We start from the raw sequence: 26,670 nt of genomic DNA on the forward strand, positions 1-26,670 counted from the left end.
TAGGCTGTTTTTTATCATTTAGTATCCATTTTTTGAAGAGTCAATGGGCTTTATGTCGCAACACTCAAAATGAATTTCATAATATTCTTCCTCAGAAAATATTTGTACAATTTGTCCCGTGCCCTTATCAGCAATTGTAAATTCGTTAGTTTCAGAAATGTCCCAAAGCTCCTCAATAAATTTTGTGAAGTTCAAAATCCTAATATTTGCCCATATCGGTTCTAAACCATTAGGAACTAATATAAAATATTCTGTTATATGATTTGAAAAATTTAAAGAAGCTAAAGAATTTTCAATCCATAAAATATACTTACTTTTAACATTACCAATTGGAATACAAAACTTTGGTTTAGAGTCAACCTTACGAAACTTTTTCAATGGTATATCGAATAGTTCTATCCATGCAGAATCGGGATTTTCAAATTCAATAAATTTTAAATTTGAAAATAGGCTAATGATTTTTTCAGCACTAATTAACGCCTTCTTCCTACAAATCCTATCATTTTGATATATCATAATCTATACGCCCCTCATTTATTATAATAAGTATGATGATCGTTATTAAGCCTGAAATGTTCAAATATCTTTTCTTCATAAAAATCCTGTCTTTTTTCAAGACAATTATGGATGGTATCTTCCTTTCACGAGCTGTTGTAGACCCACTATGTATTCCACGCTCAATAATACTTTTTCATAATAATCCAATTCTATCTTAAGGTCAGGGTAGGTTTTCGGCATTTTCGTTCGCCAGGGGTTCGCAAAATCTGTGTAATATTTAAAACTTCGATTCTAAAACACCACGTTTTATGGGGGAGAGATAAATCCCTTTAAATATATTTGTATTACTTCGGATATGTCCACTTTATTCTACTGATAGTTCTCTATGGAAAACAACTATAAAATATGGAGTAATTAAATTTAAGTGAAAAAAGACCACACTTTCTAGTGTTTTTTACGCTTCAATATCTTTCCCTTCTGCTACCACTGTATCTCGCCACAACACAAGTAGTTTTCTAAATTCAGAGGTCTCAATTTTACATTGGTTATTTGGGGCACTCATAAATAAGTTAATAGCACTAGTATAATTAGGTTCAATGTAGACTGCTGCTACGTTCCCTTCTATTTCATATTGCGGAACTTCTTGCTTCACTACAGTATCTAAAATCTGTATATACTCATCTGCTTCATCATCTAAAATATCTTCTAAAAAATGAGAAATTATAGCAATCTCTTTGGGCAAACGTATTCTTAATCCGCCGAGTCCATCACGGTAAAATTCGTATATGTATTCCATTTTTCACCTCCTAATATAAATAGATTACACATTTATCATCTCATTATTCTGTATATTTTTTCTATTTTAAATCTGAGAGAGGTTTGTCTTACATATCTAACTGTATCGACTTCAATCTTATTATTATTTGCTTCTCACGCTTTGGAATTAACAATTACTGTCGTACGTATTGCATGTGGTATTGTTTTTGAAATGCGTCAGAATCAGAACTCATTTGCGTAGCAATTTTTTCAGCTTTTTGAACATTACTTTGAAAGATTGCCATTATAATTTAACTCCTTACTTTAATATATTTTTTAAATTACAAAAGAAGAGCCTATGTAGTTTTTATATTAATGATATTTAACAGGGAATATGTAGTATTTTCATATCCCCCAAAACATAGACCTATACCAATAAGTTAATCCATAAAATGGAACACACCTTTAATTATACTAATACATCCTTACATTGACTTAGAAAAAATTCAAGTTAGTGAATAATCTTTCTATATATTTTTAAGAGGAAATAATTAGTACCTAAAATGAGCATATTGACTCAAATCAAAAAGACGTAACTACAAATAGTTACGTCTTCCCTATTATTTATCCCGTAAACGTCCGATTGGTGAGGGATAATAATCAGTGGGGGAACCCCTACTGATTATTTTTTCACTTTATCTAGGCTTTTTCTTCCCAGTAAATGCTGGTTTCTTTTTCTTTGGTGCTTTCGGTTTCGTTTCTACAAATGATCCGTTGAACATTTCTTGCTTTGTAAACACGATACCTAGTTTTTTTGCAAATTGAAGTAATTTACGCTCTTCTTGTTGTGTTACAAGAGAAACGACAGTTCCTTCTTTACCCATACGTCCTGTACGTCCTGAGCGGTGAATATATTGGTCTACTGTGTCTGGTAACTCCAAGTGGATTACATGTGTTAAATCATCGATATCTATTCCACGTGCTGCAATATCAGTAGCAAGTAGAATTTCTAATTTCCCGCCGCGGAAAGCACGCATCGTTGCTTCACGCTCTTGCTTACTTGCTTCTGCATGAAGAGCTGCTGCTTTCATTTTACGGAATTGCAATTTCTGAGTAATTTCATCTAAACGGAATGGGTCATTTAAGAAAGCAACTGCTTTTACATCGCCCATATGCATAATTCTTCTTACGTAATCATTTTTTTCGCGTCGCTCACAAATGATATACGTATGCTCAACTAAGCTTTTTGTCTCTGCACGTGTTATACGTACTAATTGTGGTTCAACTGCTAAATCACGTGCAGCATCTTCTGCCGCTTTTGTAATTGTCGCCGAGAAGAATACTAATTGACGATCTCGCATTGTAGACTTAATTACATCTTGTACTGCGCCCATCATCTTTTGTTTTACAATTTGATCAAACTCATCAAATACAATCGTTTTCACTTCATGCATCTTTAGCTTTTTCATTCGAATTAATTCTAAAATACGTCCTGGTGAACCGACAATTACTCTCGGATGTTTCTTTAATTTTTCAACTTGGCGCTTAATATCTGCACCACCAATTAAAGATGCCCCTGAAATTTCAGTCCCTGCTGTAAACTTTTGAACCTCTTCGTGAATTTGCATTACAAGCTCACGTGTTGGCGCTAAAACAACAACTTGTGGTTGTTTTACTTCAGGATTAATTTTATGTAAAAGGGGTAATAAGTACGCTAATGTTTTTCCTGTTCCAGTTGGAGATTCAGCTATAACGTCTTGTCCTTCTAAAATAGTTGGAATCGCTTGTTTTTGAATTTCAGTTAATTCTTTAAAACCAGCCTTCTCCCAAGCTTGTTGTAAAAATGGTTGCATATCTTTTATCATTTGTTTTTCTCCTTTATCTCTATTTTTGAAGAAAATGTTGTATTGTTCGCACCGTTTCTATCATGTGTGAAATAACAGCTATTAAATCATCAACATGGTCTTCTGTAATCGCTTTTTGAAATAGAACCTCTACCTTATTATGATATGAAATCGCTTGCTTATTATATTCATATGAAATTTTCTGCGTAATCATTCTTTCTTTTCCCCATATAGAATGCATGAAAGTTTCAATTTCTTCACACACTACCTCTGGCTTTTCTATCGGGAATGAAAATGCTAACTTCATTTCACAACCTGGTGTAAATTGTGGTACTTCCAATATTTCACCAGACAAGTTCTTTGCATCTACAGATAGTGAAAATGTTGCTTTTACTACCGGTTCGAACGGTTCTGTTAATTGAAATGAAATATGGTATATACGACTTAATGAGGCAAGGTCCATCATGTCTTTTCGATCTGTTACAAGAATATCTCCATGTAAATCAAAATCATAAACAGCACCTTCTACGATTACTTTTAAATTATCAAAAGCAGTTGGATCAAACATAATTTCCTCCAAAAAACAGGCGCCTTTCGATGGAAAGGCGCCACTTGATGTATATATAGTTTACAGATAAACGAGATGAATTACAACCTTTTAGAATAAACCTACTGCTTTTCCATCTTCATTTACATCCATTTGTAGTGCTGCTGGCTGCTTTGGAAGGCCTGGCATTGTTAACATTGTTCCTGTTAACGCAACGATAAACCCTGCACCAATAGATGGTTTTAGCTCACGAATTGTAACGATAAAGTCAGATGGACGACCTAATTTTGTTGCATCGTCAGAAAGAGAGTATTGTGTTTTAGCCATACAAATTGGTAGGTTACTCCATCCTTCTCCTTCATATTGAGCTAATTGCTTACGTGCTTTCGGAGCAAACTCAATATCTTTTGCACCATACACTTTTTGAGCAATTGTACGAATTTTTTCTTCTAATGGTAATTCTAATTCATAAAGTGGTGCGTAGTTGTTCTCACCTTTTTCGATTTCTTTTAATACTTTTTCAGCAAGGTCAACTCCGCCTTGGCCACCCTTTTCCCAAACTTCCGTTAAGGATACTGCATAGCCACGCTCATTGCACCACTCTTGTAAGTATGCAACTTCTGCATCTGTATCTGTAATAAATTTATTAATTGCAATTACGAAAGGTACACCGAAGCTTTGAATTGTTTCAACATGCTTCTGTAAGTTTTCCATACCTTTTGCTAATGCGTCTACATTTTCTTCTTTTAATTGATCTTTTGCTACGCCACCATGCATTTTAAGCGCACGAATAGTCGCAACAATAACAACTGCTTCTGGTTTAATGCCAGCTGCTCGAGCTTTAATATCTAAAAACTTCTCTGCACCTAAATCAGCACCGAATCCAGCTTCTGTAATAACATAATCACCTAATTTTGCTGCCATTGTTGTAGCGATAACACTGTTACAACCGTGAGCGATATTCGCAAATGGTCCGCCGTGAATGATAGCTGGTGTATTTTCTAACGTTTGTACTAAGTTTGGTTTTAATGCGTCTTTTAATAATAATGTTAACGCACCTTCTACACCTAAATCTTTAACCGTTACAGGTTGATTTGCAAAGTTATAAGCAACTACGATGCGAGATAGACGTGCTTTTAAATCTTGAATATCTGTTGCAAGGCAGAATACGGCCATAATTTCAGATGCCACTGTAATATCGAAACCATCTTCACGTGGTACACCTTGAACTGGTCCACCAAGACCAATTACTACGTTACGTAGGGCACGATCATTTAAGTCAACACAGCGTTTCCAAACGATTTTACGCGTATCAATCCCAAGTGTGTTTCCTTGTTGGATATGATTATCAATAAACGCCGCTAACGCGTTATTAGCAGTTGTGATCGCATGAATATCTCCAGTAAAGTGAAGGTTAATGTCTTCCATAGGTACAACCTGTGAAAAACCACCACCTGCTGCTCCACCTTTTAGCCCCATCGTTGGTCCAAGAGATGGTTCGCGAAGTGCAATTACTGTTTTCTTACCAATTTTATTAAAAGCTTGACCTAAACCAACTGTTACTGTTGATTTACCTTCTCCAGCTGGAGTTGGGTTAATCGCTGTTACTAAAACAACTTTACCGTCTTTCTCGTTCTGTAAGCGCTTAAAAATATCAAGAGATAACTTACCTTTATAATGTCCGTATGGCTCTAATTCATCTTCTAAAATATTTAATTCAGCTGCAATTTCTTGAATCTTCTTCATACTCGCTTCTTGTGCGATTTCAATGTCGGATTTAACTGTTGTAGTAGTTGTCATATACCCTAGTCCCCCTTTAATTGGTTCTGATGATATTGTATCAGTTTTTTGTATTTTCTGCACTTATTTACCTCCTAAAAATTCTTTCATTTCTTTATACGTTTTTTAACATAAATACCCATAAGAATGTTAACGATTGTTGTAACTCGATAGGTAGTTGACCTAGCATCTTCTCATTTACTCCGCGCTTATATACACCGATGCCATCTACAACTTCAAAACCTTGTTCTTTCGCTAACTGTTCAAATTCCCAAGGCATCATCGTATTACAAACAACGTCTTTGCCGTATAAACGAGGATAGCTGTTCTCTCGAGGTTTTGCTGTCGGTCCTAAAATTGCAATACATGCATACCCATCGCTTTTTAAAATGCGCTTTATCTCATTTAATGCTCGTAATGGTTCCTCGGTCCATTCTAAAGAATTAATTGCCATAATTGATTCAAATTGCTCATTTTCAAATGGTAAGGAAGAAAGATCCCCTTTTATAAAAGATAAATTCGGTCCTTCTCCGCGCTCCTTCCCTTTTTGAATCATCACTTCTGATAAGTCTACTCCAACTGCTTTATAGCCCGCTCGACTTAATTTATATGTACCGTATCCATCCCCACAACCAACATCGAGCACCTGAGCTTCTTTCTTCACATACTGTTCAAAAAATGGAATAATTGTACTCCTACTCCCGCTATCCCACATCTCCTGACTATTTTGAGTCCAAAATTCTGCACTACTATCCCATTTTTTCTCTGCTGATTCATGCCAATTAAATTTCGTCATACATTCCCCTGCCTTCACGTTTTATCACTCATTTCATTCTACATCATTTTCCAAAATTCCTGTTTATCTTCACTAGGAGATGTACAAGCTAATAATGGAATCTTTATTCTCCAATTTTTGCTTTACTTGGGTTTAACTCATACTCATGTTCTTCTCTTTATGTAAGATACTATAGGTACACCCAATTGAAAGAGAGGGATGTACATGCGAAGAAAGAGAAATCATCATTTTAAAAGTGGTGAAAAAAACGAAGAGTATGCAGCTGAAATATCACCAACTGGCATACCAATTAGACATAAGCGTAAAGAAATTGCAAATGAAATAGAAGGTACAAATACCGGTGCAATGGTAGGCTATGTCGCTTTATTTCTTTCGCTTTTCTCAATTGCATTTTATCCGGTTACACTCGGCTCTCTTGCGATTTTAGTCGGCTTATTAGCTGTCAATTTCGGCGCAAGAACACTTGGATATACAGCAATTGGTTTTGGTAGTTTTTCTGTTTTATTTACTTTACTCTATCCGCTTGCTTTGTCAGCGTTTTAAAAAAACACACCAAGTTATACTTGGTGTGTTCATTCGTGGTACAACATAATATGACCGCATCCACAGCAATGTTTCGCTGTAATTTCTTGAAACACTGGATAATTTTCTTCATCCCGATGCTCAATAAACACCTTTTCAAATCGATACATATTTTGTGCATATGCCCAATCTTGTTTCGTACGGGCATACAAAGTTGAGGAAAAAAACTCCTCACCACCGCAAACGATACATGTATTCTTCATTACTACCCCTCCTATGCTTGTCTTACTTCATCTATATGAACATAAGCATAAGAAAAAGACCTTCTATTACTAGAAAGTCTTCTCTGAAACAAAAAGAAATGTACCAAACATTCCTACTCCGCTATATTCTTTCGTAACACCAGCTTCTGTTTTAAATGTTTGCTTTACAGTCATAAAAAATACACCATTTCGTGCATCTGCACTTTCAAATTGTAATCTTTCTTTTTTACCATCTACATTTTGTGTGCATTCAAAACTACTCTCATTACATTTCAATGCATACTTATCTTCTAGATACAATTTAAAATCTGATTCTTTCGGACAAGTTATAAGTAATATCGCCACGAGAATAATACTTACAATACCCACAATTGTATAATATTTCTTCATTTGTACTCCTTTCAAATGACAAGAAAACTTGACTGCATGCGCCAAGTTTTCTTAGTCCACAACCCATTGCCACTCTTGTTCTTTCTTATCAAAAATGAGCCAACCTGTCTCTGTTGCTTCTTCTTTCAATTCGTCAATATTATCTAGTACCTCATCCGTACTTTCATACGAACCAACTACATATACCGGAATTTCAAGACCTCTTCTTGACTCAATTTTCCCTGCTAGATCAATATAAAGACCATCTTCCATTAATGGAAGAAACCCCATGATCACTTCTTTCGAAATTGCTGGGAAAATTTTTGATTTTTGGAACAAAGAAAAACGTTTCTTACCGAAAGCACCGAGTTTATAAGGAATGACTTTACTTAACATTCCTACAAAGTCAGCAATTCTACGATAATACACTTTGTTGTACCATCCGTCATCATGTGAAAAATAAACAAATCTATTTTTCAATAGTGGAAAGAATGTTCTTGCAAGTGGTTCTTTTTTGTGAGCCAAATATAAAAGCTCTGCAATTTCTTTTGGCTCTAATTCATCTAAATCGCTTGCATCATCAAAATCTACCCAACAAAATTCATCAAATTCATCAATCTCTGCTTGAATTAGCTTATGTATATTTTCTTCCTCAACATATTCAAATAAAGTATGATAATGAAAATCTGTCCATTCAAAGTTATGCTTCAAAAGCAACACTTGATGAAGCGGTGAAGGGATGTTACTTGCAAACTCTTTAAACGTAATTCCTGATGTAATAAAACAATGACCCCGACGATTACCATTAATATATATCATATTCTTTACTTGGTCAGATCCTCCAGACAAAGCACCTAGCCACCTTCGTTTTATATGTTTCAATTCTATAGCATATTTTAACATGAAAAATTTTAGAAACATAGAAAAAAATTCAAAAACTATTTACAATTTCATGTGTTTTATTACATAGTGATTACAAGAAAAAACACCTGCTCGTGAGCAGGCGTTTTTAAAGGATTTCATCTGGGTTTTGAGGATGATGATTTCCCTCTTTCTTTTCATCTTTTTGGAACATCGATTGAATTTTATCAATTGTTTGTGGAGCTAATTCAATCATTTTTTCTGCTAAATGTGTCGCATTTTGTAGATGCAGAATATTTACTCCATCTTTATTCACTACAAGAAATGCTACTGGTGTAATAGAAACACCACCCGCGCTACCGCCACCAAATGCAGGGTTACCGTTCGCTCTTTGTCCATCATTCGTTTGGAAATCAGAACCTCCTGCTCCAAACCCGAACGCTACTTTAGAAACCGTTAACACTACACCACCGTCAGCCGTTTGAACAGGCTCTCCAACAATCGTATTTACATCGACCATTTCTTTTAAATTTTCCATTGCCGCTTTCATTAACCCTTGAATTGGATGATCCACCGTTCATAACCTCCTTTGTCATATCTTTCCTAGTTTTTCCGAAAGTTTGTGAACTAAACATAAAATTTTATATTGATTTCAAAAAACTTAAGTTGTAATATTTAGAAAAATAAAAAAAGAGGTCGATTCGTTATGATGCGAAAATTAACAAAGAAAGATCATGAACAAGTATTCGCTTACCTAAAAGAAGAAGCAGCCATTAACTTGTTTATTATTGGAGATGTTGAAGCTTTCGGTTATGACACAGATTTTCAAGAATTATGGGGCATATTTAAAGAGAATGGAACATTAAAATCAATTTTACTCCGCTTCCACGATTCATTTATCCCCTATAGTAAAGAAGACTTTGTTACCATTGATTATGAGACACTTCTTTCCGCATATAAGCCGCTTAAACTCTCTGGCAAGTCAACTATTGTAGAAAGATTTGAAACTGCTCCAAGTCTACAATTAGGCGCCAAAAATGAAATGTATTTTTGCGAATGTCTAAATGACAACAACTTACCTAGCACACCAATTTATGAAACAATTAAACTTGCCTCACTCGATGATATAGAACGAATTATGCAATTAAGAAGTGACATCGCTGAATTTCCGACTACTAATGAATCAGAGAAAATATTAAGGCAGGCTATCGAAACAAATACAGGACGCACATACTATATTGAAAAAGACGGTGCAATCATCGCATCCGCCTCTACTTCCGCTGAAAATTCATTATCCGCTATGGTAGTTGGTGTATGTACACACCCGAATTATCGTGGAAATGGCTACGCTTCACTCATACTACAAAAAATGATTCAGGACTTTACGAAAGAAGGCCGAACACTTTGTTTATTTTATAACAATCCAGCTGCTGGACGAATTTATAAACGACTAGGATTTAAAGATATCGGGATGTGGACGATGTATCGATAATAAGCAATCGTGTTCGCTTAATTACGATACTTTAGAGGTTGGAGACGTACAATGAGGAATGTTTTTGTTCAATACGGTTGTTGATACCGTTCACTCTTAACGATGTTTATCGTTATCCACATTTCACCCTACATCTTACTATTTGTACAAGCGGTAATATGTGAATTCCGTTAAATAAATACCGCAATAAATTCCGTATTCCGACGAATTTATCCACAAAAAAGACCGCCCTCTAAGGCGGTTTTCTTGTTGTATTCATTTTTCTTCCATCGCGTCCAATACATGCGTCTTCAAATATAAATACGCCGATATCTCCTCTTTCGTCATCCCTCTATCAGCACACACTCCGTCTAACAGAACCCATTCAGAATCTCCTACGAAATTCAAAAAGCGCTTCTTATCTTCAGCTACTACCAACATCATGGCTAACTCTTCAGTACTTGTTATCTCACGTTTCCGTCCTAGCTCATCGATATAGAATACGGATATTTCATTATCTGAGCGATACACCTCAAATTGAAACGTCTGCTTCCCTCGCTTCACTTCAATAGGATACCACTTTAGTTCTTCGTAACCTGGCATTGATGTTTCGTATTAGGGTGCGTGTCATATTTCGACTCCTTTTTCGTTATGTAATAACTACACAACTAAGTTTACCAAAGTTCCATTAAGTAAACGTTAAGCTAGCTTAACGTTTTTAATATACATTTACTCTATATCTATCATATTGTTAAATTTAAAGGTAAGTTTGTTATGGAATAAATAAAAAATTCCACACATATACAATTCCATTTTGTTGTTGATTTCACAAATTATCCCTATAAATATCAATATATCTATTTACTTTTAAAAGACAATATTATAATTTACTAAAAGTAATACACACATAGGGAAGGAATGGAAAATATGTTAAAAAAACTAAAAAAGGTTATGTTTGTTGTAATTGCTGCTATTACGTTATCTACAGGGTTAGCAACAATCGCCCCAAAAGAAGCTTCAGCACATTGGGCAGATCCTCAAATGGATTGGGCTATTAGAAACTATGTCATTAAATTTGATATGAGAGATAGTCCGGCGTATCGAAAAGACTTTTGGATTATGATTGCTAATTATTCTCAAAGACGGTACAACTCTTACGATGAAGCGCGCCAGTATGTAATAAATCGAGGTATTTCTGACGGATCACGTGGAGCTGATCGGATCACTCGTCATGAAGCGGTAGCCATGCTCTATCAAAAGCGTTTCAATAGCCCTGCATGGTCTCCTAAAGGCGGTTTCAGTAATTCAATTGCATGGGGAACAGGTCAAGGTATTTATGACGGTAGTCGTGGAAACGACTTTGCAACCAGAGCCGAAGTTATTACTATGTTATACAAATACACTGATAAGGGTAAGTGGGGCTAATCGTATATCGACTATGTCTCTAAGCCAGCATACATAGATATATAGATAAAAAAGAATGCTGTGTTTAAACTTGATGAACCGAACAAAAATAAAAGCCGCCCAACAGGACGGCTCTTATTTTTGTTAATCAAACTATTCTTTTATTTAAATGAACCCCAACTACTAACACGTTTTCCGTTTGAAGTTTCACCAGTTGCAATGTAACCATATCCGTTTGAACGTGGTTGACGTATCCATACATAACCGTCTTTTTCATAACCGAATGCATCATACTTTACTTCATCGCCTGCATTAAGTGTAGCGATAATTGGAGCATCAGTTAATGGTGCGGTACGAAGTTTAATAGATGTATTTAACTTAAATACACCGTCTTGTTTTGTAAACCAACTAGAATCATATTGACTATTTGCAATTGTTTCATCTACTCCAGTAAACCATGAAAGAGGTTTATCTCCTATAAGTGAGTTAAGATCACACTTACCAATGCCAGGTACATTTCCAGTTTCAGTGTACTGCCAAATATCACAAGGATACGCTGGCTTATTATCACCATATCGCGGAATCCATACAAAATCAGCTTGTATATTACGCGCTCCAAACGAATCATACGTATGATGCCCTACATATAACCCTATCTTTTTAGCTCCTAGTCGGCGTAGTTCATCGATAAACGCCTGTGTCCCACCTTGCATATCACTCATTGTTTGCACTTCAACATCAGCTACCCAAAACTTAGCTGATTTGTCACCACGAGCCCAAAAGTCTTGCGCTTCTTTCTTGGCATCGTTGATAGATACAAAACGACAAAATGCATAATTTCCAAAAGGAATATTCCTTGATTTCATCGCTTGTACATATCCATTATACAAAGGGTCTACATAATTCGAACCATCTTGCACACGTGCAATTACTAAATCTAATTGCGGTCCTGCTACATCCCAATTAATGTCTCCATTCCACTTAGAAATATCTGCAATATAACCCATTATTCAACATCTCCTTTTTTATTATCATATTCAGAGCTTGTTTTTTTGCTCTTACCACCTAAAACTTCTACTGCGTTTGTTAACGCTGAAGGTAACGGGATTCCCATACGCCCTGCATTTTCTAAAAGTGAAAGCAACTCATTTCCGATAAAGAAAAAGATTGTCGCTTCACGAATAGCACTATTACTTCCAAGTGCTGTATCTAACTGAATCGCGACTCCAACCAAAAGAAAAAGCACCACCTTTTTGGCGATGCCTTTAAAACCAACTTTACTTTTTAGTTCTCCGTTGTATCCTGCTGCTATCATGCCAGTTAAATAATCAATAACTGCCATCGTCACTAAGATTTTCAATGTTGCATCCCATCCTCCCAAAAAATACCCGCAGAATCCACCAAATGTAGCTATAAATGTTTTCAATAATACATCAATACGATCCACTTATTTACCTCCTTTTTTAAAAATAAAAAAAGCCCACTCTATTGCGCGCTTGTAATTAAGTCTTCTCTTCCATTTTCAGTTAAGTATTTATCGATTCTTTCTTTATATGCTTTCATCTTTGTGACGATAAATGTATACGTAAAAACTTCATCAATTACTCGTTGAGCCATGTACTCAGCCATGTTGCGTCAGCTCCTTTTTATTAGATACTAGAAATAATTAATTCATCTAAAGCTTGCTGCATTAATTCTTGTTGCTTTTTAAGCTTATCAAGTTCACTTGGTTGTGGTATTTGTGGCTTGTTCAACTCATCCAGTTCTTCTTGTGTGATTGTTTCAATCCACTTGCCATCTTTAAAAACAGGTTTCCAGTTTGGTTGTGGGAGGGGAATCTCTGTTGCATTATCAGGAATATCATAGACGTCTTTATACCCAATCACATCTTCCTCTTCATACTGCACTTCTTCATTCCCGTATATAGGGTACTTATAACCATCGGCTTCTTCTGTTCCGATAACCACCGTTTCAATTCTCGTTTTAGTAACCATACCTCTTATTTCTTCTTGTCTTGGAAAAATAACATCATCACCTATATAAGCTCCTGTGTCTTTGTTGTACAAATAAATATGTTTCATTGTTCAGCCTCCTTAAATGAGATACGTAAGTGTGAATGACCAGAATTTCAAAGGGGTACTTCCTTCGGATATCCACTCGCAATGGACCGAACCATCCGCACGAATGGTAATAATACCTTCAGCGGAATTTAGATCACTTTTTATATATGAACTTGAAAATCCCATATCACTTAACGGACGGAAAGTTGTTGGAAGTGTAGTAATGATTTGGTTATTTTTTACGCCTATAACATTAACAGTTAGGCAAACGGTATTTCCTGTTCTTTTTACCTTAGATGTTTTACCTGTTTGATTTGTTACTCCGTTTAGTAGAGTTAGGTTTGTCCAATCGGTGTCGTTCTTTGTTTTGAAATCAGCTAGTATACTGAAAGTTTTAGTTGCTGTATCGTGTTCGAAAACAGTGAGAGCATTTACGTTATCGTACAATCTAATCTTATTGGCGCTATTCATACCTAAATTAGTTTGGGCTACTCCATCTTTCGACCATAATATATCCCTAGCTGCCGTTCCAGTTCTGTCCAACGTTAAGTTTCCACTCATAGTATCTCCAGCTTTTTTAAGTACGTTTGTACCTGAAGCTAATATGTTAAACGCGTCAGTGTCATGGTTGTAAGCCCACGCTGTTTTAGTTCCTCCAGTGGAAGGAAAACCTTGAAGAGATGCGCCTGTTGCACTCATAGTCATTTGCCCTTTTTTAACTCCCCCAGCTGTCCACTGTAAGGTTTTGAAACCTCCAGTGATGTCCATGTCAAGATTACCTGTCATAGTGTCGCCACTACGTTTAACAACGTCTGCCTTATCGACCGCTATTTGCAAAGCATCTATCTGTTTCTTAAGCTTATCAAACTCTGCGATGTAATTTTCTATTGGGATGTTCCCTTGTTTCACATCGTTTCCTAACGAAATCCGTATGTCCTGTGTTGTAAAACGTTCAGTCCCTTTTTCAAAAGCAAAGTAACCAATCCACACTCCAGCACTTGATACAGCTTCTTTTGATACGATATACTCAAACACTCCGTCTTTTGCATTCGTAACAACTGCATCGTCACGAACGAAATTACCGTATGGGCTAATCGCTTCATACTTTACTACATAGCCCGTTAAATCCACTGGTTTCCCTCGTTCTTTCAGGTTAACAATAACCTTAAATCCGTTTCGATCATTCTCCCTTGAACTTATCGTTCTCGTCATGATCATGTTCGCTAGATCGATTAGCATCGTTTCCTAACTGTCCTAAAAGCGACAAAATACCTTTGATTAGTGCTTCGATTAATTTAACTCCTGCTTCTAAAAGCTTCGGTAGGTTTTTAATTATTTCGCCAACGAGAGTTATGATTAACTTAACTGCCGCTACTATTAATTGTGGAATCACTTGAAAAATACCAGCGATCAACGCTAGTAGAATGTTAACCCCTGCGCTTATAATCTGCGGTAAATTAGCGATAAGCGTCTCGACAATTTTAGCGATTAACGTTAAAGCTGCGTTAATTAACTGCGGTAATATCTGAACAATCCCATCTATCAACGCCATGAGTATCTTTACCCCTGCATCAATAATTGCGGGTAGATTCGCTAGAATTGTATCAGCAACTTTCGTTATTAAATTGACTGCTAAATCAATTAGCTGAGGTAACATTTGTACGATACCGTCTATTAACGTAGTCAATATCGAAATACCTGCCGAAATGATTGCCGGTAAATTCGCTGTAATCGCATCGATTAAAGTAGTAATAACCGTGATAATCGCAAGTACTATTAACGGAAGCGCTTGTGTAATACCTGTAATTAGCGTAGTCAATAAGTTAATACCTATCTCGATTAACTGAGGTAAGAACGATATCAATCCGTTGATAATCGTCTCGATAATCGTTACAGCTACGGGAATTAACGTAGGTATCATTTGCATGATTCCTTGGATTAGCGTAAGAATCAGCTGTAATCCCGTTTGGATAATCGTAGGTAGGACTTGTACAATTCCAGTGATTAGCGCCTGTAAAATTTGCATACCTACTTCAATTATCATAGGTAGATACGTAGCAATTGACTGTATAATCGTATTGATCACTTCAACCATCGCTTCTAGTATCGAAGGTGCCGCTTGGACCAATCCGTTTACTAGACTCATAATCATTTGCGAGCCAACTTCGATTAATTGCGGTAGTGTTCCCAATAGGAAAGCTGCTACTGAATTAAAGACATTCGTAATTACATCTAAAATAACGCCTTTGTTAGTATCGAGATAGTTGGCAATTGGGGCTACATATTTATACTCAAATTCTTTCCACTACAAATAGAGATATTTATGAAACATTCACCACACTTATGTCGCTATTATCTTTACATGCAAATGCCCTTCTTAATATTACTGCTTCTTATTATACTGTGCTTTCAAATCAATATATTCCTGTCTCGCATCCTGATTATTACCTTGGTGACTATCAAAAGATGTATGTATTTGTGATATATATTTTACTAAATTGCCCTCATCATTTCTCTTCTTATAATTCACTACAATACTTACTTCCAATATCTGCTTTGAACCATTTTTAGAATCAATATGCAATGCGATTGATCCACCACCATATTCATCAAATTGTATTTTCAACTTATCATTAATGATACTCTGAAACTCTAATTCAGTTAGTTTGTATCCGACAGTACTAGGCTGATCAAACTTTTTTATATCACCTCCGGGCTTCATCTTTAGTTTCCTTATTCCTTTTAAACGATTTACAATTAAGTTCACATATGAAACATCCAGGTTTGAATCCGGACTTTGTACCTGTCCATTTTGATACATAATATTGGTACTATAATTAACTTCTTCTTTATAATTTTTATTATCTACTTCCGAGGTAATTTCTTGTGTTGTATTTCCATATAAACTTTTATCTTTTATATTATATACACCTGTCGAAGTTTGGTAGATTGTTTTACTATGCTCTCCATCTTCTTTTTGTTCATATGTACTATATATACCTCTTTGTTTCACATACGCATATCCATCATCACTAGCGGACATAACCTTTTTCATGTCACCTTCATCCAATGCCTTAACAAATGGCTCATACTCTATCTTTTCTTCAAAAAACTACATGCTTGTAGTAGGCTGATTGCTATTATGATAGGAATCATTTTAGAAACCTTTTTTGTGTTCATTTCATCATCACACTACACTCTCTATATTTTCGATCAGATTATCTTCTAATCACTTTAATCACCTTACATAAGTAAATTTTCTTTTTGTAGTTCAAATACTCTCCTATAAATTATTACTTTTTCACCATCAAAACTTACAATACACACTTTCTTTATGCCTTACGTTTCGATTTACCTTTTTTATTTTTCTTTCGATATCTTGGAGTCTCTCTTTTATGTTGCTCCCATGAAATGTTAAATGACGGAAATTTAAACCTGCAATATGCTAATAGCTGAAATTCAGCTGCTCCGATTGCTATCGTATACATTAAAAAGGTCCCTACTACATACATAAATAAATCATCAAACCCATAATCGTTATGAAAATATAGCAAAATAAGAATAGTTACTGCGTATAGTGTAGCCCACTTCATCATCTTTCCTTTTGTTTTACTAAAGAAAGAAGCAGACCTCTCATCCATACTAAACGCACCTTCACTCGCTTGTTTAAACGTATCAATTGTTGTCACGATATGAAAAATCACTGCTCCTAAAAGCAATAAACCCGCATACAGTATTGTAATCCAGTCAATTGAATTATTAGCCATTTTAGTAACAGTCAACGCAGTAGGAGCTATTGTTGCCATTTGGAATGCATATAATAATACGACAAGGGTTTGTAGTTTTTGAAATTTAAATTGAGCTATCGGAAATGAATAAATAATGAAAAGAATTATTTGTAGGCTGTACAATAACACTTCTAACTTAACAATTCCTATATTAAAGAGAAGCATACAGTAATCCCACCCAGCTGATAAAACAATAGAAAAAATAGTTATTGAACTAAATAGTATTCCTCCAAACATAAATCCTGTAGCACCCTCCGGACTTAAACGATCATTACATGTCATCCTAAACTTATCTAAATCTTCCTCTTTTATATTCCACATCCTGGCTCTTCACCCTCTATACAGTTTAAATAATTTTCATTCACTTCAATTCTATTTCACTCTTATTTACTTTTCGATTGGGATTTTGTATTTTGCCTTCAAAATCTCCCACGCATTCTATCATTCTCTTCCCACGTTATATTAAATGGCGGACATTTAAATTTATTCTGCCATTTCCCTTTATGCCTTACGTTTCGATTTACTTTTTTTATTTTTCTTTTGATATCTTGGAGTTTCTCTTTTATGTTGCTCCCACGTTTTATTAAATGACGGAAATTTAAATCTGCAATACGCTAATAGCTGAAATTCAGCTGCACCTATGGCTATCGTATACATTAAAAAGGTCCCTACTACATACATACCTAAAGTATCAAATCCATAATCGTTATGAAAATATAGCAAAATAAGAATAGTTACTGCGTATAATGTAGCCCACTTCATCATCTTTCCTTTTTCTTTACTAAAAAAGGAAGCGGATCTTTCATCCATACTAAATGCACCTTCACTTGCCTGTTTAAACGTATCAATTGTTGTCAAAATATGAAAAATTACTGCTCCTAAAAATAATAATCCTGCATACAGTAATGTAATCTGATCAATTGAATTATTAGCCATTTTAGTACCAATCAAAACTACGAGTAATATTATTGCCATTTGAAATGCATTTAATAATACAACAATTGTTTGTAGCTTTTGAAATTTAAATTGAGCTTTTGGAAATAAATATAGAATGAAAAAAATTACTTGCAGAGCATATAACAACACTTCCAGCTTAACAATTCCTATATTAAGGAGAACCATACAGTAATCCCAATCACCTGATACAATAATAGAAAAAACGGCTATTGAACTATAAAGTATTCCTCCAAACATAAATCCTGTAGCACCCTCAGGACTTAAACGATCATTACATGTCATACTAAACTTATCTAAATCTTCCTCTTCTATATTCCACATCTTGGCTCTTCACCTTCTATACGTTTCAATTATTTTTCGAACACTAAAATTCTATTAATATATTATTTATTTTTCGTTTTGAATTTCTTATTTTGTTTTCGAATTCTTCCACACTTTCTCTCATTCTCTTCCCACGTCATATTAAATGACTTGAATTTAAATCTACAGTACACCAATAGTTGAAATTCTGCCGCTCCAATGGCTACTGCATACATAACAACATTACACATAACATAACCAAACATTGTGTTTAATGAGTAATTATTATTTATATAAATTAAAACAAGAAGAATTAACACATAAATTACAGCACCTTGTATAACATGTCCCTTTGTTTTACTAAAAAACGAATCTGATTTGTCCCCACTACTAAATGCACCTTCGCTTACTTGTTTAAATGTATCAACTGTTGTCACAATATGAACAATAATTCCACCTAATACTAATAGACCTACATAAACACGTGTATTGAGATCAATTGAATTCTCAATCATTCCAGAAAGAACAAATAACGTGCATCCGATAGTTCCAAGTTGAAATGCATATAATAATATAACGAGCGTTTGTAATTTTTGAAATTTATAACGTGCTTTAGGGAATAAATATAGAATTAAAAACATTACTTGCAAACCATATAACACTAATTCAATCCTAACAATTACCTTATCAAACAAGGTAGTATAATAATCCATTCCTCCCACAAAAATAATAACCATAAATAATGAAGTATAAAATATCGTTCCAAGCATAAATCCCGTCGCACCTTCAGGACTTAAACAATCTTGACATGTCATTCGAAACTTGCCTAAATCTTCTTCTTTTATATTCCACACCCTAACTTTTCACCTTCTATACAGTTTAAATAATTTTCATTCACTTCAATTCTATTTCACTCTTATTTACTTTTCGTTTTGGATTTTGTATTTCGCTTTCGAATTCTCCCACGCATTCTCTCATTCTCTTCCCACGTCATATTAAATGACTTGAATTTGAATCTACAGTACACCAATAGTTGAAATTCTGCCGCTCCAATGGCTACTGTATACAGTAAAACAATACCTACCGCATAAAGAACTAAAACATCAATTCCATAACCATTATGAAAATATATCAAAATAAACAGGATTAGCGCATATATTGTAGCCCACTTCATCACATCTCCTTTTCTTTTACTAAAAAATGAGATGGATCTTTCATCCTTACTAAACGCACCTTCACTCGCTTGTTTAAATGTATCAATTGTTGTCACAATATGAACGATAACTGCTCCTATAAATAATAACCCTACACAAATTAAAGTCATTCGATCAATTGAATAATCAGATATTCCAGGAAGAACTAACGCTGTAAATGTTATTGTACCTAATTGAAATGCATATAATAATACAACGAGCGTTTGTAACTTTTGAAATTTATAACGTGCTTTTGGAAATGAATATAGAATTAAAAAGATGAATTGTAAGCTATATAAAACAATTTCAGTTTTAACAATTGTTTTATCAAAATAAGTATGATAATAATCCAATCCCCCCATAAAAATAAAAAACATAAATACTGAAGTATAAACTATCCCTCCAATAAAGAAAACCATAGCACCCTCAGGACTTAAACGATCATTACATGTCATCCTAAACTTATATAAATCTTCTTCTTTTATATCCCACATCCTGGCTCTCCACCTTCTATACAGTTTAAATAATTTTCATTCACTTCAATTCTATTTCCCTCTTATTTACTTTTCGATTTGGATTTTGTATTTCGCTTTCGAATTCTCCCACGCATTCTCTCATTCTCTTCCCATGACATATTAAATGACTTGAATTTAAATCTACAGTATGCCAATAATTGGAATTCTGCCGCTCCGATTGCAACCGCATACATTAAAACAGTTCCTACTCCATACATAACAAAAAAATCAATTGAATAATCATTTTGAAAATACATCAGAAGAAGTAGTATTAATATATATATTATAGCCCCCTTTATCACAGCTCCTTTTGTCTTACTAAAAAACGAGGTGGATCTTTCATCACTACTAAATGCACCTTCACTTGCTTGTTTAAATGTATCTAGCGTTGCTGCAATATGGATAATAACTGCTCCTACAACTAGTAGCCCGGTATACATCCTACCAATTGAATTATCAGCCATTTCAGAAACAATCGAAACTACAAATAATATCGTTCCAAGTTGAAACGCATATAGTAATACGATTAGCGTTTGTAACTTTTGAAATGTAAAACATGCTTTCGGAAATAGATATATAATTAAACATATAATTTGAATACTAAATAACACAATTTCAGTTTTAACAATTGTTCTATCAAAAAAATTGTTGTAGTAATTCAAATCACCTACAAAAATAATAAACATAAATATTGAAATATAAAATATTGTTCCAAGCATAAAACCCGTAGCACCTTCAGGACTTAAACGCCCTTGACATGTCATTCGAAACTTATCTAAATCTTCTTCTTTTATATTCCACACCCTGACATTCCACCTTCTATACAGTTTAAATAATTCTCATGCACTAAAATTCTATTACATTCTTAATATTTTTAAGTACATAGATCTTTGTACAACTAAATTTAGATAATTTTTTAGGTATACCATTACCACATTAATTACGCTAATCATATAATCAGATTGCTTTTTGATAGTTCAAATAGTATCCTTTCTCCTCAAAAGTTCCAAATACTCTTCTCTCTTTCACTTAAGTATAACCGTCTTCTTGTCACCTTCATCCATTGCTTTTATTAGGCTCTCATACTTTATTTTGATTTCCTAAAACTACACGCGCTCAGCAAAACATAACTGTTATCACAGTAACTATTTTTCACTACCCCTTTACTCATATCCTCACAACATTTATCATTCTCAAAATTCAATCAAAATATATTATTTTTAATTTATATACTCTTTTTCATAATTTACATATTCTTTTTTGGCACTTTGATTATTATCTTCTCTGGTATGATAATATGTTGAAATTTCTTGATTGCGTTTTATAAGCTTATCTTCTTTTTTTTCTTCATAATTTACCGATATTGTTATTTGTATTATTCTCATTTGATTTTCTTTTGTATCATTAGGCGTATTAAATTCAATCATCAATATTGCAGAATCAAATTTATCATATTTTAAATTTAACTTATCATTCATGATGTCTTTAAACTGTAATTCAGTTAAATTATAGCTTATTATGCTCGGTTCACTAGATCTTTTTTTATCTTCACTCGGTTTCAATTTACTAAGTTCATTTAATCCTCTAAACATTAATTTTACATATGAAACATCTATGCCTTGATTCTGGGCTATTGAACGGGATTTTTCATTTTTTAAATTTGTACTATAGACCGTTTCTTTTTTGTAATTTTGATTACTACCAACGTTTTTATCATTTTTTATATCAGTAACAATCTTTTGAGTTGTTTTCCCATATAAGTCGTCTTCTTTCACATTATATACTCCATGGGTTGTTTGATATATTATCCTGCTATGTTCACCATCTTCTTTTTCTTCATAAGTACTGTCGCTAGTCTCTTCTTTCACATATGCATATCCATCATCACTCGCAGACATAACCGTTTTCATATCACCTTCATCCAATGCCTTTACTAATCTCTCATACTCTATTTTTGTTTCCCCGAAACTGCACGCGCTTAGTAAAAACGTTACTGTCATTACAATAACTATTTTTTTAACTAACCTTTTACTCATGCCATAACTACACCTTTCCCCTTATTTTATACATTACTTATTATTCAAATATTGTTTTTCATACTCCTCATATCGGGTTTTAGAAGCTTTATCGTTATCTTCTTTACTATTTAAATAGATTGCTATTTTTTGATCATGCCTTATTAATCGGCCTTCTTTATTCTTTTTTTCATATCCCATTGTGATGCTTATTGTAGTGAATTCCATTGGATTTTCTTTTGAATCTTTCGCCGAACTAAATTCCATTAATAATATTGCTTCATCAAATTTATCGTAGTCCACCTTTAACTTATTATTAATTATTTTTTGAAATTCCGATTCAGTTAAGTAATATGTTACCTTGGGTGGTTCATTAAATCTTTTTTTATCTTTTTTTGGCCTTAAACTATCTATTCCCTTCAATCTATCAAATATGAAATAAACATTCGAAACATCCAAATTTTGATCTGGACTTTTTAATTGATTATCTTCATATTTAATACTAGTTCTATATACAATCTCTTCTTTTTTTTGCTCACTATTTAATGAACTAGCAATTTCTTGCCAAGTTGTTCCATAGAACTTTTTTTCTTTAATATTGTATACTCCTCCTGTTGTTTGATATACGACGCTAATGCGATTATCATTTTCCGCCCAAAACGTGCTATCCCTAACCTCTTCTTTCACATAAGCATACCCATCATCACTCGCAGACATAACCGTCTTCATATCCCCTTCATCCAATGCCTTTACTAATCTCTCATACTCTATCTTCGTCTCCCCAAAACCACATCCACTTAATAAACTTGATACTATTGACAGAACTATCATCATCTTAGCTTTCTTCTTTAACTTCATACTGACACCCCGTTGATTTCTCTAGGCATTTTTAAGTTCATTATTTTCCCTTTTGGAAAGTAATACACTTCACCTGTACTTATTGGTATTTATTTACTCATACAGATTATATTGAAGATACTTTAATTTTTATTAGCATCGATTTTTATACAATTCTTAATTGCTTATATACTCTGTTCGAATTTTCAGAAACCAAAACTTATTTTATTTCTTTCGCTTTCTTTTCCGCTCTCTCTTTATAACGCTTTAAGAATTCCTGACGTTCCCTTTCATGTTCCTCCCACGAAATATAAAATGATGGAAATTTAAATCTACAATAGGCTAATAATTGGAACTCAGCTGCGCCTATGGCTACTGCGTACATTACAAGGGTTCCTGCCATATACCCCACTAAAACCCCTGTTTCATAATTATTATGAAAATAAATTAAAATAAGAAGGGTTAGTACATATATCGTAACACCAATCATTGCATTGCCTTTTGTTTTACTAAAAAATGAAGTTGCTCTTTCATCCATACTAAATGCTCCACTCTCTGCTTGTTTAAAGGTATCAATCGTTGTCACCAGATGAACAAAAACTGCTCCTAGAAACAATAAACCCACATACAATAATGTAATTTGATCAATTGAATAATTCGAAATTGCTGGAAGTATAAATAATGTGAATCCTATAGTTCCTAGCTGAAATGCAAATAATAATATCACAAATGCTTGCAACTTTTGATATTTGAAACGAGCTTTTGGAATTAGATATAGAATGAAAAAGATTACTTGCAAACCATATAACACTAATTCAATACTAACAATTATTTTGTCAAAGAGAGTTGGATAGTAACCCCAGCCAATCTTAATTAATGCTACCAAAATAAAAAGCATGAATAATGAACTATAAACTATTCCTCCAAACATAAACACCATAGAATCTTCTGGGCTTAAGCGATTTCTACATGTTATTTTAAATTCATCTAAATCTTTTTCTTTTATGTTCCACATTTGTTAACTCCACCTTTCCCCGAACTATAGTATATTACCAAAATATAGATGCAATTTTCTTAGTCACTGATTTTATACCTTTTTATTTTCATCGCCACTCTTAACCATCTCTTTTGTTGTACTGCGCCTTGTATTTTAAATATTCCTGTCTCGCATCTTGGTTATTATCCTGTTTTCTATTAAAATACGTTATTATTTGGAACATATTTTCTACTAATTTTCCATCCTCATTCTTTTCTTTAAAGTCTATATCTATCCTCATTTGCAAAATTTGTTTTGGATTTTTTGGGGCATCCAGGTGCAATACGATTGTTGCTCCATCAAATTCATCGTATTGTATCTTTAATTTATTATTAATAATATTTTTAAATTCAGATTCAGTTAGTCGATATCCCACTGAATTAGGCTGATCAAACTTTTTTATATCATCTTCAGGCTTCATCTTTAGTTTCCCTATCCCATTTAAACGATCTACAATTAAGTTTACGTATGAAACATCTAGATTTGAATCTGGACTTTTCACCTGTCCATTTTCATACTTAACATGAGTACTATAAATCGTTTCTTTTTTATAATTTTCATTTGTCCTTTTTCCCTTGTCTTTTTCTATATCAGTCGCAACTGTTTGTATCGCCTCTCCGTATAAACTTTTATCTTTTGTATTGTATACACCTTCCGTAGTCTGACGAATTGTTTTACTGTGCTCTCCATCTTCTTTTTGCTCAAACGTACTATAAATACCTCTTTGGATCACATAAGCATACCCATCATCACTTGCAGACATAACCTTTTTCATGTCACCTTCATCCAATGCCTTAATAAATGGCTCATACTCTACCTTTTCTTCAAAAAAACTACATGATTGTAGTAGGCTGATTGTTATTATGATAGTAATCATTTTAGAAACCTTTTTTGTGTTCATTTCATCATCACACTACACTCTCTACATTTTCGATCAGATTATCTTCTAATCACTTTAATCACCTTACATAAGTAAATTTTCTTTTAGTAGTTCAAATACTCTCCTATAAATTATTACTTTTTCACCACCAAAACTTACAATACACACTTTCTTTATGCCTTACGTTTCGATTTACCTTTTTTATTTTTCTTTCGATATCTTGGAGTCTCTCTTTTATGTTGCTCCCATGAAATGTTAAATGACGGAAATTTAAACCTGCAATATACTAATAGCTGAAATTCAGCTGCACCGATGGCTATCGTATACATTAAAACAGTTCCTATTACATATCCAATAAAAGTATCAAATGCATAATCATTATGAAAATAAATCAAAATAAGAAGGATTAATGCGTATATTGAAGCAACTTTCATCATAGTTCCTTTTGTTTTACTAAAAAAGGACACAGATCTTTCATCCATACTAAACGCACCTTTACTTGCCAATTTAAATGTATCTATTGTTGTTACAATATGGAAAATTACTGCTCCTAAATATAGCAAACATACATAATTCAACGTAATACGATCCATTGAATTATTAGCTATTTCAGAAACAACTAAAACTGTAAGTAATATAGTAGCCATTTGAAATGCATATAATAATACGACAAATGTTTGTAACTTTTGAAATTTAAATTGTGCTTTTGGAAATAAATATAGCACGAAAAAAATTACTTGCAGAGCATATGCCAACACCTCTAGCTTAACAATTCCTATGTTAAGGAGAACCATACAGTACTCCCAACCACCTGATACAATAATAGAAAAAACGGCTATTGAACTATAAAGTATTCCTCCAAATATAAAGCCCGCAGCACCTTCAGGACTTAAACGATCTTTACATGTCATCCTAAATTCATCTAAATCTTCTTCTTTTATATTCCACATCCTGACTTTTCACCTCTATACAGTTTAAATAATTTTCATTCAATAAAATCCCATTACATTCCTAACTTTTTAAGTACATTCATCTTTGTGTAACTATATTCAGATAATATTATCTCTACATTAATTACCGTACATAATCAGAATGCTTTTGATAGTTCAAATAGCCTTCTTTCTCCTCAAAAGCTCTAAATATTCTTCTCTCTTTTACTTAAGCATATCCCTCATACTCCCTGAAACTCCACCCACTTAGTAAAAACGTTACTGTCAGCACAATTGTATCGAGATAATAAAGCTCTTTAATTTTATCTTCAGAAAGGTGATAACTTCCCATCAACAATTTGCTAGCAGGTTATTACAGTTATTTTAAATTTGTTTTTTATTTTAATGGATTCGATTTTTGCAAATAATAATGTTGTTTAATTTGAGAAGCGAATATTAAAAACATACTGCTTAATAACTCGTGATTAAGTCTTCGCCCTCATATCTAGGATCTTTCTCAACTTTACCATCTTTTGTTTTGATGACTTTTAGTCTACCTAACCACTCTGCTCCGTTATATGTCTCTTCACTTACCCATACATTATGCTTTTTACCGTCTACCTCAACTACTAATGTGGGGTGTGTAAACATGAATTCCTTCTCTACATGCCTACCTACAATTTCTGCATGTAATGATGTACCTTCTTTAACTAGTTTACTATTCTGATACCCTTCGATAATAGGTAATCCAATAAATACAAAGAATATCAGTCCAAATATGATTACTTTCTTCTTTGTACTCCATTTATTCTTTTCTTTCAATTCCTTCTGTCTCGCTTCTCTTTCTTCGCGTTCCTCCAAACTCTCATTTAAAGCGTCTTCCCATGCCTTAATTTCCTCTTCGATTTCTGCTTCAGCTCTTGCTAGTTTTTCTAGTTGTTCATCGGTTGCTACCATCTCATATGAGTTGTCTCCAACCAAACGAATTTCAGCACCATTTTCTTTTACTTTTCGCAAGTCTTTTTCTGTACAATTAAACTCTCGAATGAT

At 33.8% G+C, this 26,670-nt stretch carries 30 protein-coding genes and 4 pseudogenes; 3 read left to right on the forward strand and 31 right to left on the reverse strand.

The genetic code is table 11. From position 1 onward, the window contains the following. Positions 1–18: 18 nt before the first annotated feature. The 6 genes from JDS82_RS11100 to JDS82_RS11130 all read right to left on the reverse strand — a co-directional run bounded on the left by JDS82_RS11100 (position 19) and on the right by JDS82_RS11130 (position 6,220). Entirely contained in the window at positions 19–516 is a 498-nt protein-coding gene (locus JDS82_RS11100) for a hypothetical protein (protein WP_075310914.1), read from the reverse strand. A 436-nt stretch (positions 517–952) separates the two neighbouring features. After that, positions 953–1,294 carry a hypothetical protein gene (locus JDS82_RS11105; protein ID WP_199713250.1) on the reverse strand — a complete coding sequence of 114 codons (342 nt, stop codon included), beginning with the start codon at positions 1,292–1,294 and terminating at the stop codon, positions 953–955. Positions 1,295–1,949: 655 nt separating this feature from the next. Continuing rightward, complete coding sequence (locus JDS82_RS11115; protein ID WP_048561706.1) at positions 1,950–3,119, reverse strand: DEAD/DEAH box helicase; 1,170 nt, start codon at positions 3,117–3,119, stop codon at positions 1,950–1,952. Between the two features lie 19 nt (positions 3,120–3,138). Next, the gene (locus tag JDS82_RS11120; protein WP_000460226.1) at positions 3,139–3,666 is read right to left on the reverse strand and encodes a hypothetical protein; all 528 of its coding nucleotides are present in this window, start codon (positions 3,664–3,666) and stop codon (positions 3,139–3,141) included. Positions 3,667–3,756: 90 nt separating this feature from the next. Continuing rightward, complete coding sequence (locus JDS82_RS11125; protein ID WP_012644371.1) at positions 3,757–5,445, reverse strand: formate--tetrahydrofolate ligase; 1,689 nt, start codon at positions 5,443–5,445, stop codon at positions 3,757–3,759. 94 nt (positions 5,446–5,539) lie between these two features. Next, on the reverse strand, positions 5,540–6,220 hold the full coding sequence (locus JDS82_RS11130) for a class I SAM-dependent methyltransferase (protein WP_000160052.1): 681 nt from the start codon (positions 6,218–6,220) through the stop codon (positions 5,540–5,542). 204 nt (positions 6,221–6,424) lie between these two features. Between JDS82_RS11130 and JDS82_RS11135 the strand changes: the two genes are divergently transcribed. Then, positions 6,425–6,763, forward strand: coding sequence for a hypothetical protein (locus tag JDS82_RS11135; RefSeq protein ID WP_001253209.1), 339 nt, complete (start codon positions 6,425–6,427; stop codon positions 6,761–6,763). Between the two features lie 29 nt (positions 6,764–6,792). On the opposite strand, the gene JDS82_RS11140 is transcribed toward JDS82_RS11135, so the two are convergent. The 4 genes from JDS82_RS11140 to ytfJ form a co-directional block, all read right to left on the reverse strand. After that, complete coding sequence (locus JDS82_RS11140; RefSeq protein ID WP_000798748.1) at positions 6,793–7,005, reverse strand: hypothetical protein; 213 nt, start codon at positions 7,003–7,005, stop codon at positions 6,793–6,795. A gap of 69 nt (positions 7,006–7,074) precedes the next feature. After that, a complete protein-coding gene (locus JDS82_RS11145) occupies positions 7,075–7,395 on the reverse strand; it encodes a hypothetical protein (RefSeq protein ID WP_000761183.1) in 321 nt (106 codons plus the stop codon). Positions 7,396–7,446: 51 nt separating this feature from the next. Then, complete coding sequence (locus JDS82_RS11150; protein ID WP_048561704.1) at positions 7,447–8,223, reverse strand: oxalate:formate antiporter; 777 nt, start codon at positions 8,221–8,223, stop codon at positions 7,447–7,449. Positions 8,224–8,383: 160 nt separating this feature from the next. Beyond that, positions 8,384–8,809: a GerW family sporulation protein gene (gene ytfJ, locus JDS82_RS11155; RefSeq protein ID WP_000349987.1), complete on the reverse strand. Its 426-nt coding sequence runs from the start codon at positions 8,807–8,809 to the stop codon at positions 8,384–8,386. Between the two features lie 132 nt (positions 8,810–8,941). Between ytfJ and JDS82_RS11160 the strand changes: the two genes are divergently transcribed. Beyond that, positions 8,942–9,727 carry a GNAT family N-acetyltransferase gene (locus tag JDS82_RS11160; RefSeq protein ID WP_064056644.1) on the forward strand — a complete coding sequence of 262 codons (786 nt, stop codon included), beginning with the start codon at positions 8,942–8,944 and terminating at the stop codon, positions 9,725–9,727. Between the two features lie 255 nt (positions 9,728–9,982). Here JDS82_RS11160 and JDS82_RS11165 read toward each other — a convergent pair whose 3' ends face one another. Continuing rightward, positions 9,983–10,309, reverse strand: a complete 327-nt coding sequence (locus JDS82_RS11165) for a hypothetical protein (protein ID WP_064056643.1) — start codon at positions 10,307–10,309, stop codon at positions 9,983–9,985. A gap of 324 nt (positions 10,310–10,633) precedes the next feature. Here JDS82_RS11165 and JDS82_RS11170 point away from each other — a divergent pair, with 324 nt between their 5' ends. Next, entirely contained in the window at positions 10,634–11,131 is a 498-nt protein-coding gene (locus JDS82_RS11170) for a hypothetical protein (protein WP_064449651.1), read from the forward strand. Between the two features lie 140 nt (positions 11,132–11,271). On the opposite strand, the gene JDS82_RS29725 is transcribed toward JDS82_RS11170, so the two are convergent. From JDS82_RS29725 to JDS82_RS11260, 20 genes and pseudogenes are all read right to left on the reverse strand, one after another. After that, complete coding sequence (locus JDS82_RS29725; RefSeq protein WP_239661033.1) at positions 11,272–11,544, reverse strand: SH3 domain-containing protein; 273 nt, start codon at positions 11,542–11,544, stop codon at positions 11,272–11,274. Beyond that, positions 11,521–12,117 (reverse strand): annotated as a pseudogene (locus tag JDS82_RS11175) (glycoside hydrolase family 25 protein); the annotation flags it as partial. The gene JDS82_RS29725 and the pseudogene JDS82_RS11175, both read right to left, overlap by 24 nt. Further along, positions 12,117–12,557 (reverse strand): phage holin family protein, encoded by a 441-nt coding sequence (locus tag JDS82_RS11180; protein WP_061672521.1) that lies wholly within the window; start codon positions 12,555–12,557, stop codon positions 12,117–12,119. The gene JDS82_RS11180 and the pseudogene JDS82_RS11175, both read right to left, overlap by 1 nt. A gap of 38 nt (positions 12,558–12,595) precedes the next feature. Further along, on the reverse strand, positions 12,596–12,739 hold the full coding sequence (locus tag JDS82_RS11185) for a hypothetical protein (protein WP_000852846.1): 144 nt from the start codon (positions 12,737–12,739) through the stop codon (positions 12,596–12,598). Positions 12,740–12,759: 20 nt separating this feature from the next. Continuing rightward, a complete protein-coding gene (locus tag JDS82_RS11190) occupies positions 12,760–13,191 on the reverse strand; it encodes a hypothetical protein (protein ID WP_061672522.1) in 432 nt (143 codons plus the stop codon). A 12-nt stretch (positions 13,192–13,203) separates the two neighbouring features. Continuing rightward, positions 13,204–14,382 carry a BppU family phage baseplate upper protein gene (locus JDS82_RS11195; protein ID WP_061672538.1) on the reverse strand — a complete coding sequence of 393 codons (1,179 nt, stop codon included), beginning with the start codon at positions 14,380–14,382 and terminating at the stop codon, positions 13,204–13,206. 28 nt (positions 14,383–14,410) lie between these two features. Continuing rightward, positions 14,411–15,457: pseudogene (locus JDS82_RS11200) on the reverse strand (phage tail protein); the annotation flags it as partial. A 96-nt stretch (positions 15,458–15,553) separates the two neighbouring features. After that, positions 15,554–16,326: pseudogene (locus tag JDS82_RS11205) on the reverse strand (DUF3952 domain-containing protein). A gap of 176 nt (positions 16,327–16,502) precedes the next feature. Beyond that, positions 16,503–17,279: a hypothetical protein gene (locus JDS82_RS11210; RefSeq protein WP_199713251.1), complete on the reverse strand. Its 777-nt coding sequence runs from the start codon at positions 17,277–17,279 to the stop codon at positions 16,503–16,505. Positions 17,280–17,459: 180 nt separating this feature from the next. After that, positions 17,460–18,236, reverse strand: coding sequence for a hypothetical protein (locus tag JDS82_RS11215; protein WP_199713252.1), 777 nt, complete (start codon positions 18,234–18,236; stop codon positions 17,460–17,462). A gap of 62 nt (positions 18,237–18,298) precedes the next feature. Further along, positions 18,299–19,069 carry a hypothetical protein gene (locus JDS82_RS11220; RefSeq protein WP_075310926.1) on the reverse strand — a complete coding sequence of 257 codons (771 nt, stop codon included), beginning with the start codon at positions 19,067–19,069 and terminating at the stop codon, positions 18,299–18,301. Positions 19,070–19,131: 62 nt separating this feature from the next. After that, on the reverse strand, positions 19,132–19,902 hold the full coding sequence (locus JDS82_RS11225) for a hypothetical protein (protein WP_075310928.1): 771 nt from the start codon (positions 19,900–19,902) through the stop codon (positions 19,132–19,134). A 62-nt stretch (positions 19,903–19,964) separates the two neighbouring features. Beyond that, positions 19,965–20,726, reverse strand: a complete 762-nt coding sequence (locus JDS82_RS11230) for a hypothetical protein (protein WP_199713254.1) — start codon at positions 20,724–20,726, stop codon at positions 19,965–19,967. 231 nt (positions 20,727–20,957) lie between these two features. Further along, positions 20,958–21,094, reverse strand: a pseudogene (locus tag JDS82_RS30365) (DUF3952 domain-containing protein); the annotation flags it as partial. Between the two features lie 49 nt (positions 21,095–21,143). Next, positions 21,144–21,959, reverse strand: coding sequence for a DUF3952 domain-containing protein (locus JDS82_RS11235; protein ID WP_075310932.1), 816 nt, complete (start codon positions 21,957–21,959; stop codon positions 21,144–21,146). A 33-nt stretch (positions 21,960–21,992) separates the two neighbouring features. Further along, positions 21,993–22,796, reverse strand: a complete 804-nt coding sequence (locus JDS82_RS11240; RefSeq protein WP_075310934.1) for a DUF3952 domain-containing protein — start codon at positions 22,794–22,796, stop codon at positions 21,993–21,995. 199 nt (positions 22,797–22,995) lie between these two features. Continuing rightward, entirely contained in the window at positions 22,996–23,790 is a 795-nt protein-coding gene (locus JDS82_RS11245; RefSeq protein WP_116867944.1) for a hypothetical protein, read from the reverse strand. A gap of 100 nt (positions 23,791–23,890) precedes the next feature. Next, a complete protein-coding gene (locus tag JDS82_RS11250; protein WP_242474896.1) occupies positions 23,891–24,688 on the reverse strand; it encodes a DUF3952 domain-containing protein in 798 nt (265 codons plus the stop codon). 176 nt (positions 24,689–24,864) lie between these two features. Further along, positions 24,865–25,641, reverse strand: a complete 777-nt coding sequence (locus JDS82_RS11255) for a hypothetical protein (protein WP_075310938.1) — start codon at positions 25,639–25,641, stop codon at positions 24,865–24,867. A 450-nt stretch (positions 25,642–26,091) separates the two neighbouring features. Beyond that, positions 26,092–26,637: a hypothetical protein gene (locus tag JDS82_RS11260; RefSeq protein ID WP_199713256.1), complete on the reverse strand. Its 546-nt coding sequence runs from the start codon at positions 26,635–26,637 to the stop codon at positions 26,092–26,094. Positions 26,638–26,670 lie beyond the last annotated feature (33 nt).

The sequence above is a fragment of the Bacillus cereus group sp. N14 genome, from assembly GCF_016483555.1.
Classification (GTDB): Bacteria; Bacillota; Bacilli; order Bacillales; family Bacillaceae_G; genus Bacillus_A; species Bacillus_A wiedmannii.

Coding starts and splice junctions, on each gene's coding strand:
- JDS82_RS11100 (WP_075310914.1), bottom strand. CDS start 516: ATGATATATCAAAATGATAGGATTTGTAGGAAGAAGGCGTTAATTAGT.
- JDS82_RS11105 (WP_199713250.1), bottom strand. CDS start 1,294: ATGGAATACATATACGAATTTTACCGTGATGGACTCGGCGGATTAAGA.
- JDS82_RS11115 (WP_048561706.1), bottom strand. CDS start 3,119: ATGATAAAAGATATGCAACCATTTTTACAACAAGCTTGGGAGAAGGCT.
- JDS82_RS11120 (WP_000460226.1), bottom strand. CDS start 3,666: ATGTTTGATCCAACTGCTTTTGATAATTTAAAAGTAATCGTAGAAGGT.
- JDS82_RS11125 (WP_012644371.1), bottom strand. CDS start 5,445: ATGACAACTACTACAACAGTTAAATCCGACATTGAAATCGCACAAGAA.
- JDS82_RS11130 (WP_000160052.1), bottom strand. CDS start 6,220: ATGACGAAATTTAATTGGCATGAATCAGCAGAGAAAAAATGGGATAGT.
- JDS82_RS11135 (WP_001253209.1), top strand. CDS start 6,425: ATGCGAAGAAAGAGAAATCATCATTTTAAAAGTGGTGAAAAAAACGAA.
- JDS82_RS11140 (WP_000798748.1), bottom strand. CDS start 7,005: ATGAAGAATACATGTATCGTTTGCGGTGGTGAGGAGTTTTTTTCCTCA.
- JDS82_RS11145 (WP_000761183.1), bottom strand. CDS start 7,395: ATGAAGAAATATTATACAATTGTGGGTATTGTAAGTATTATTCTCGTG.
- JDS82_RS11160 (WP_064056644.1), top strand. CDS start 8,942: ATGATGCGAAAATTAACAAAGAAAGATCATGAACAAGTATTCGCTTAC.
- JDS82_RS11165 (WP_064056643.1), bottom strand. CDS start 10,309: ATGCCAGGTTACGAAGAACTAAAGTGGTATCCTATTGAAGTGAAGCGA.
- JDS82_RS11170 (WP_064449651.1), top strand. CDS start 10,634: ATGTTAAAAAAACTAAAAAAGGTTATGTTTGTTGTAATTGCTGCTATT.
- JDS82_RS11185 (WP_000852846.1), bottom strand. CDS start 12,739: ATGGCTGAGTACATGGCTCAACGAGTAATTGATGAAGTTTTTACGTAT.
- JDS82_RS11190 (WP_061672522.1), bottom strand. CDS start 13,191: ATGAAACATATTTATTTGTACAACAAAGACACAGGAGCTTATATAGGT.
- JDS82_RS11195 (WP_061672538.1), bottom strand. CDS start 14,382: ATGACGAGAACGATAAGTTCAAGGGAGAATGATCGAAACGGATTTAAG.
- JDS82_RS11210 (WP_199713251.1), bottom strand. CDS start 17,279: ATGTGGAATATAAAAGAGGAAGATTTAGATAAGTTTAGGATGACATGT.
- JDS82_RS11215 (WP_199713252.1), bottom strand. CDS start 18,236: ATGTGGAATATAGAAGAGGAAGATTTAGATAAGTTTAGTATGACATGT.
- JDS82_RS11225 (WP_075310928.1), bottom strand. CDS start 19,902: ATGTGGGATATAAAAGAAGAAGATTTATATAAGTTTAGGATGACATGT.
- JDS82_RS11235 (WP_075310932.1), bottom strand. CDS start 21,959: ATGAGTAAAAGGTTAGTTAAAAAAATAGTTATTGTAATGACAGTAACG.
- JDS82_RS11240 (WP_075310934.1), bottom strand. CDS start 22,796: ATGAAGTTAAAGAAGAAAGCTAAGATGATGATAGTTCTGTCAATAGTA.
- JDS82_RS11245 (WP_116867944.1), bottom strand. CDS start 23,790: ATGTGGAACATAAAAGAAAAAGATTTAGATGAATTTAAAATAACATGT.
- JDS82_RS11250 (WP_242474896.1), bottom strand. CDS start 24,688: ATGATTACTATCATAATAACAATCAGCCTACTACAATCATGTAGTTTT.
- JDS82_RS11255 (WP_075310938.1), bottom strand. CDS start 25,641: ATGTGGAATATAAAAGAAGAAGATTTAGATGAATTTAGGATGACATGT.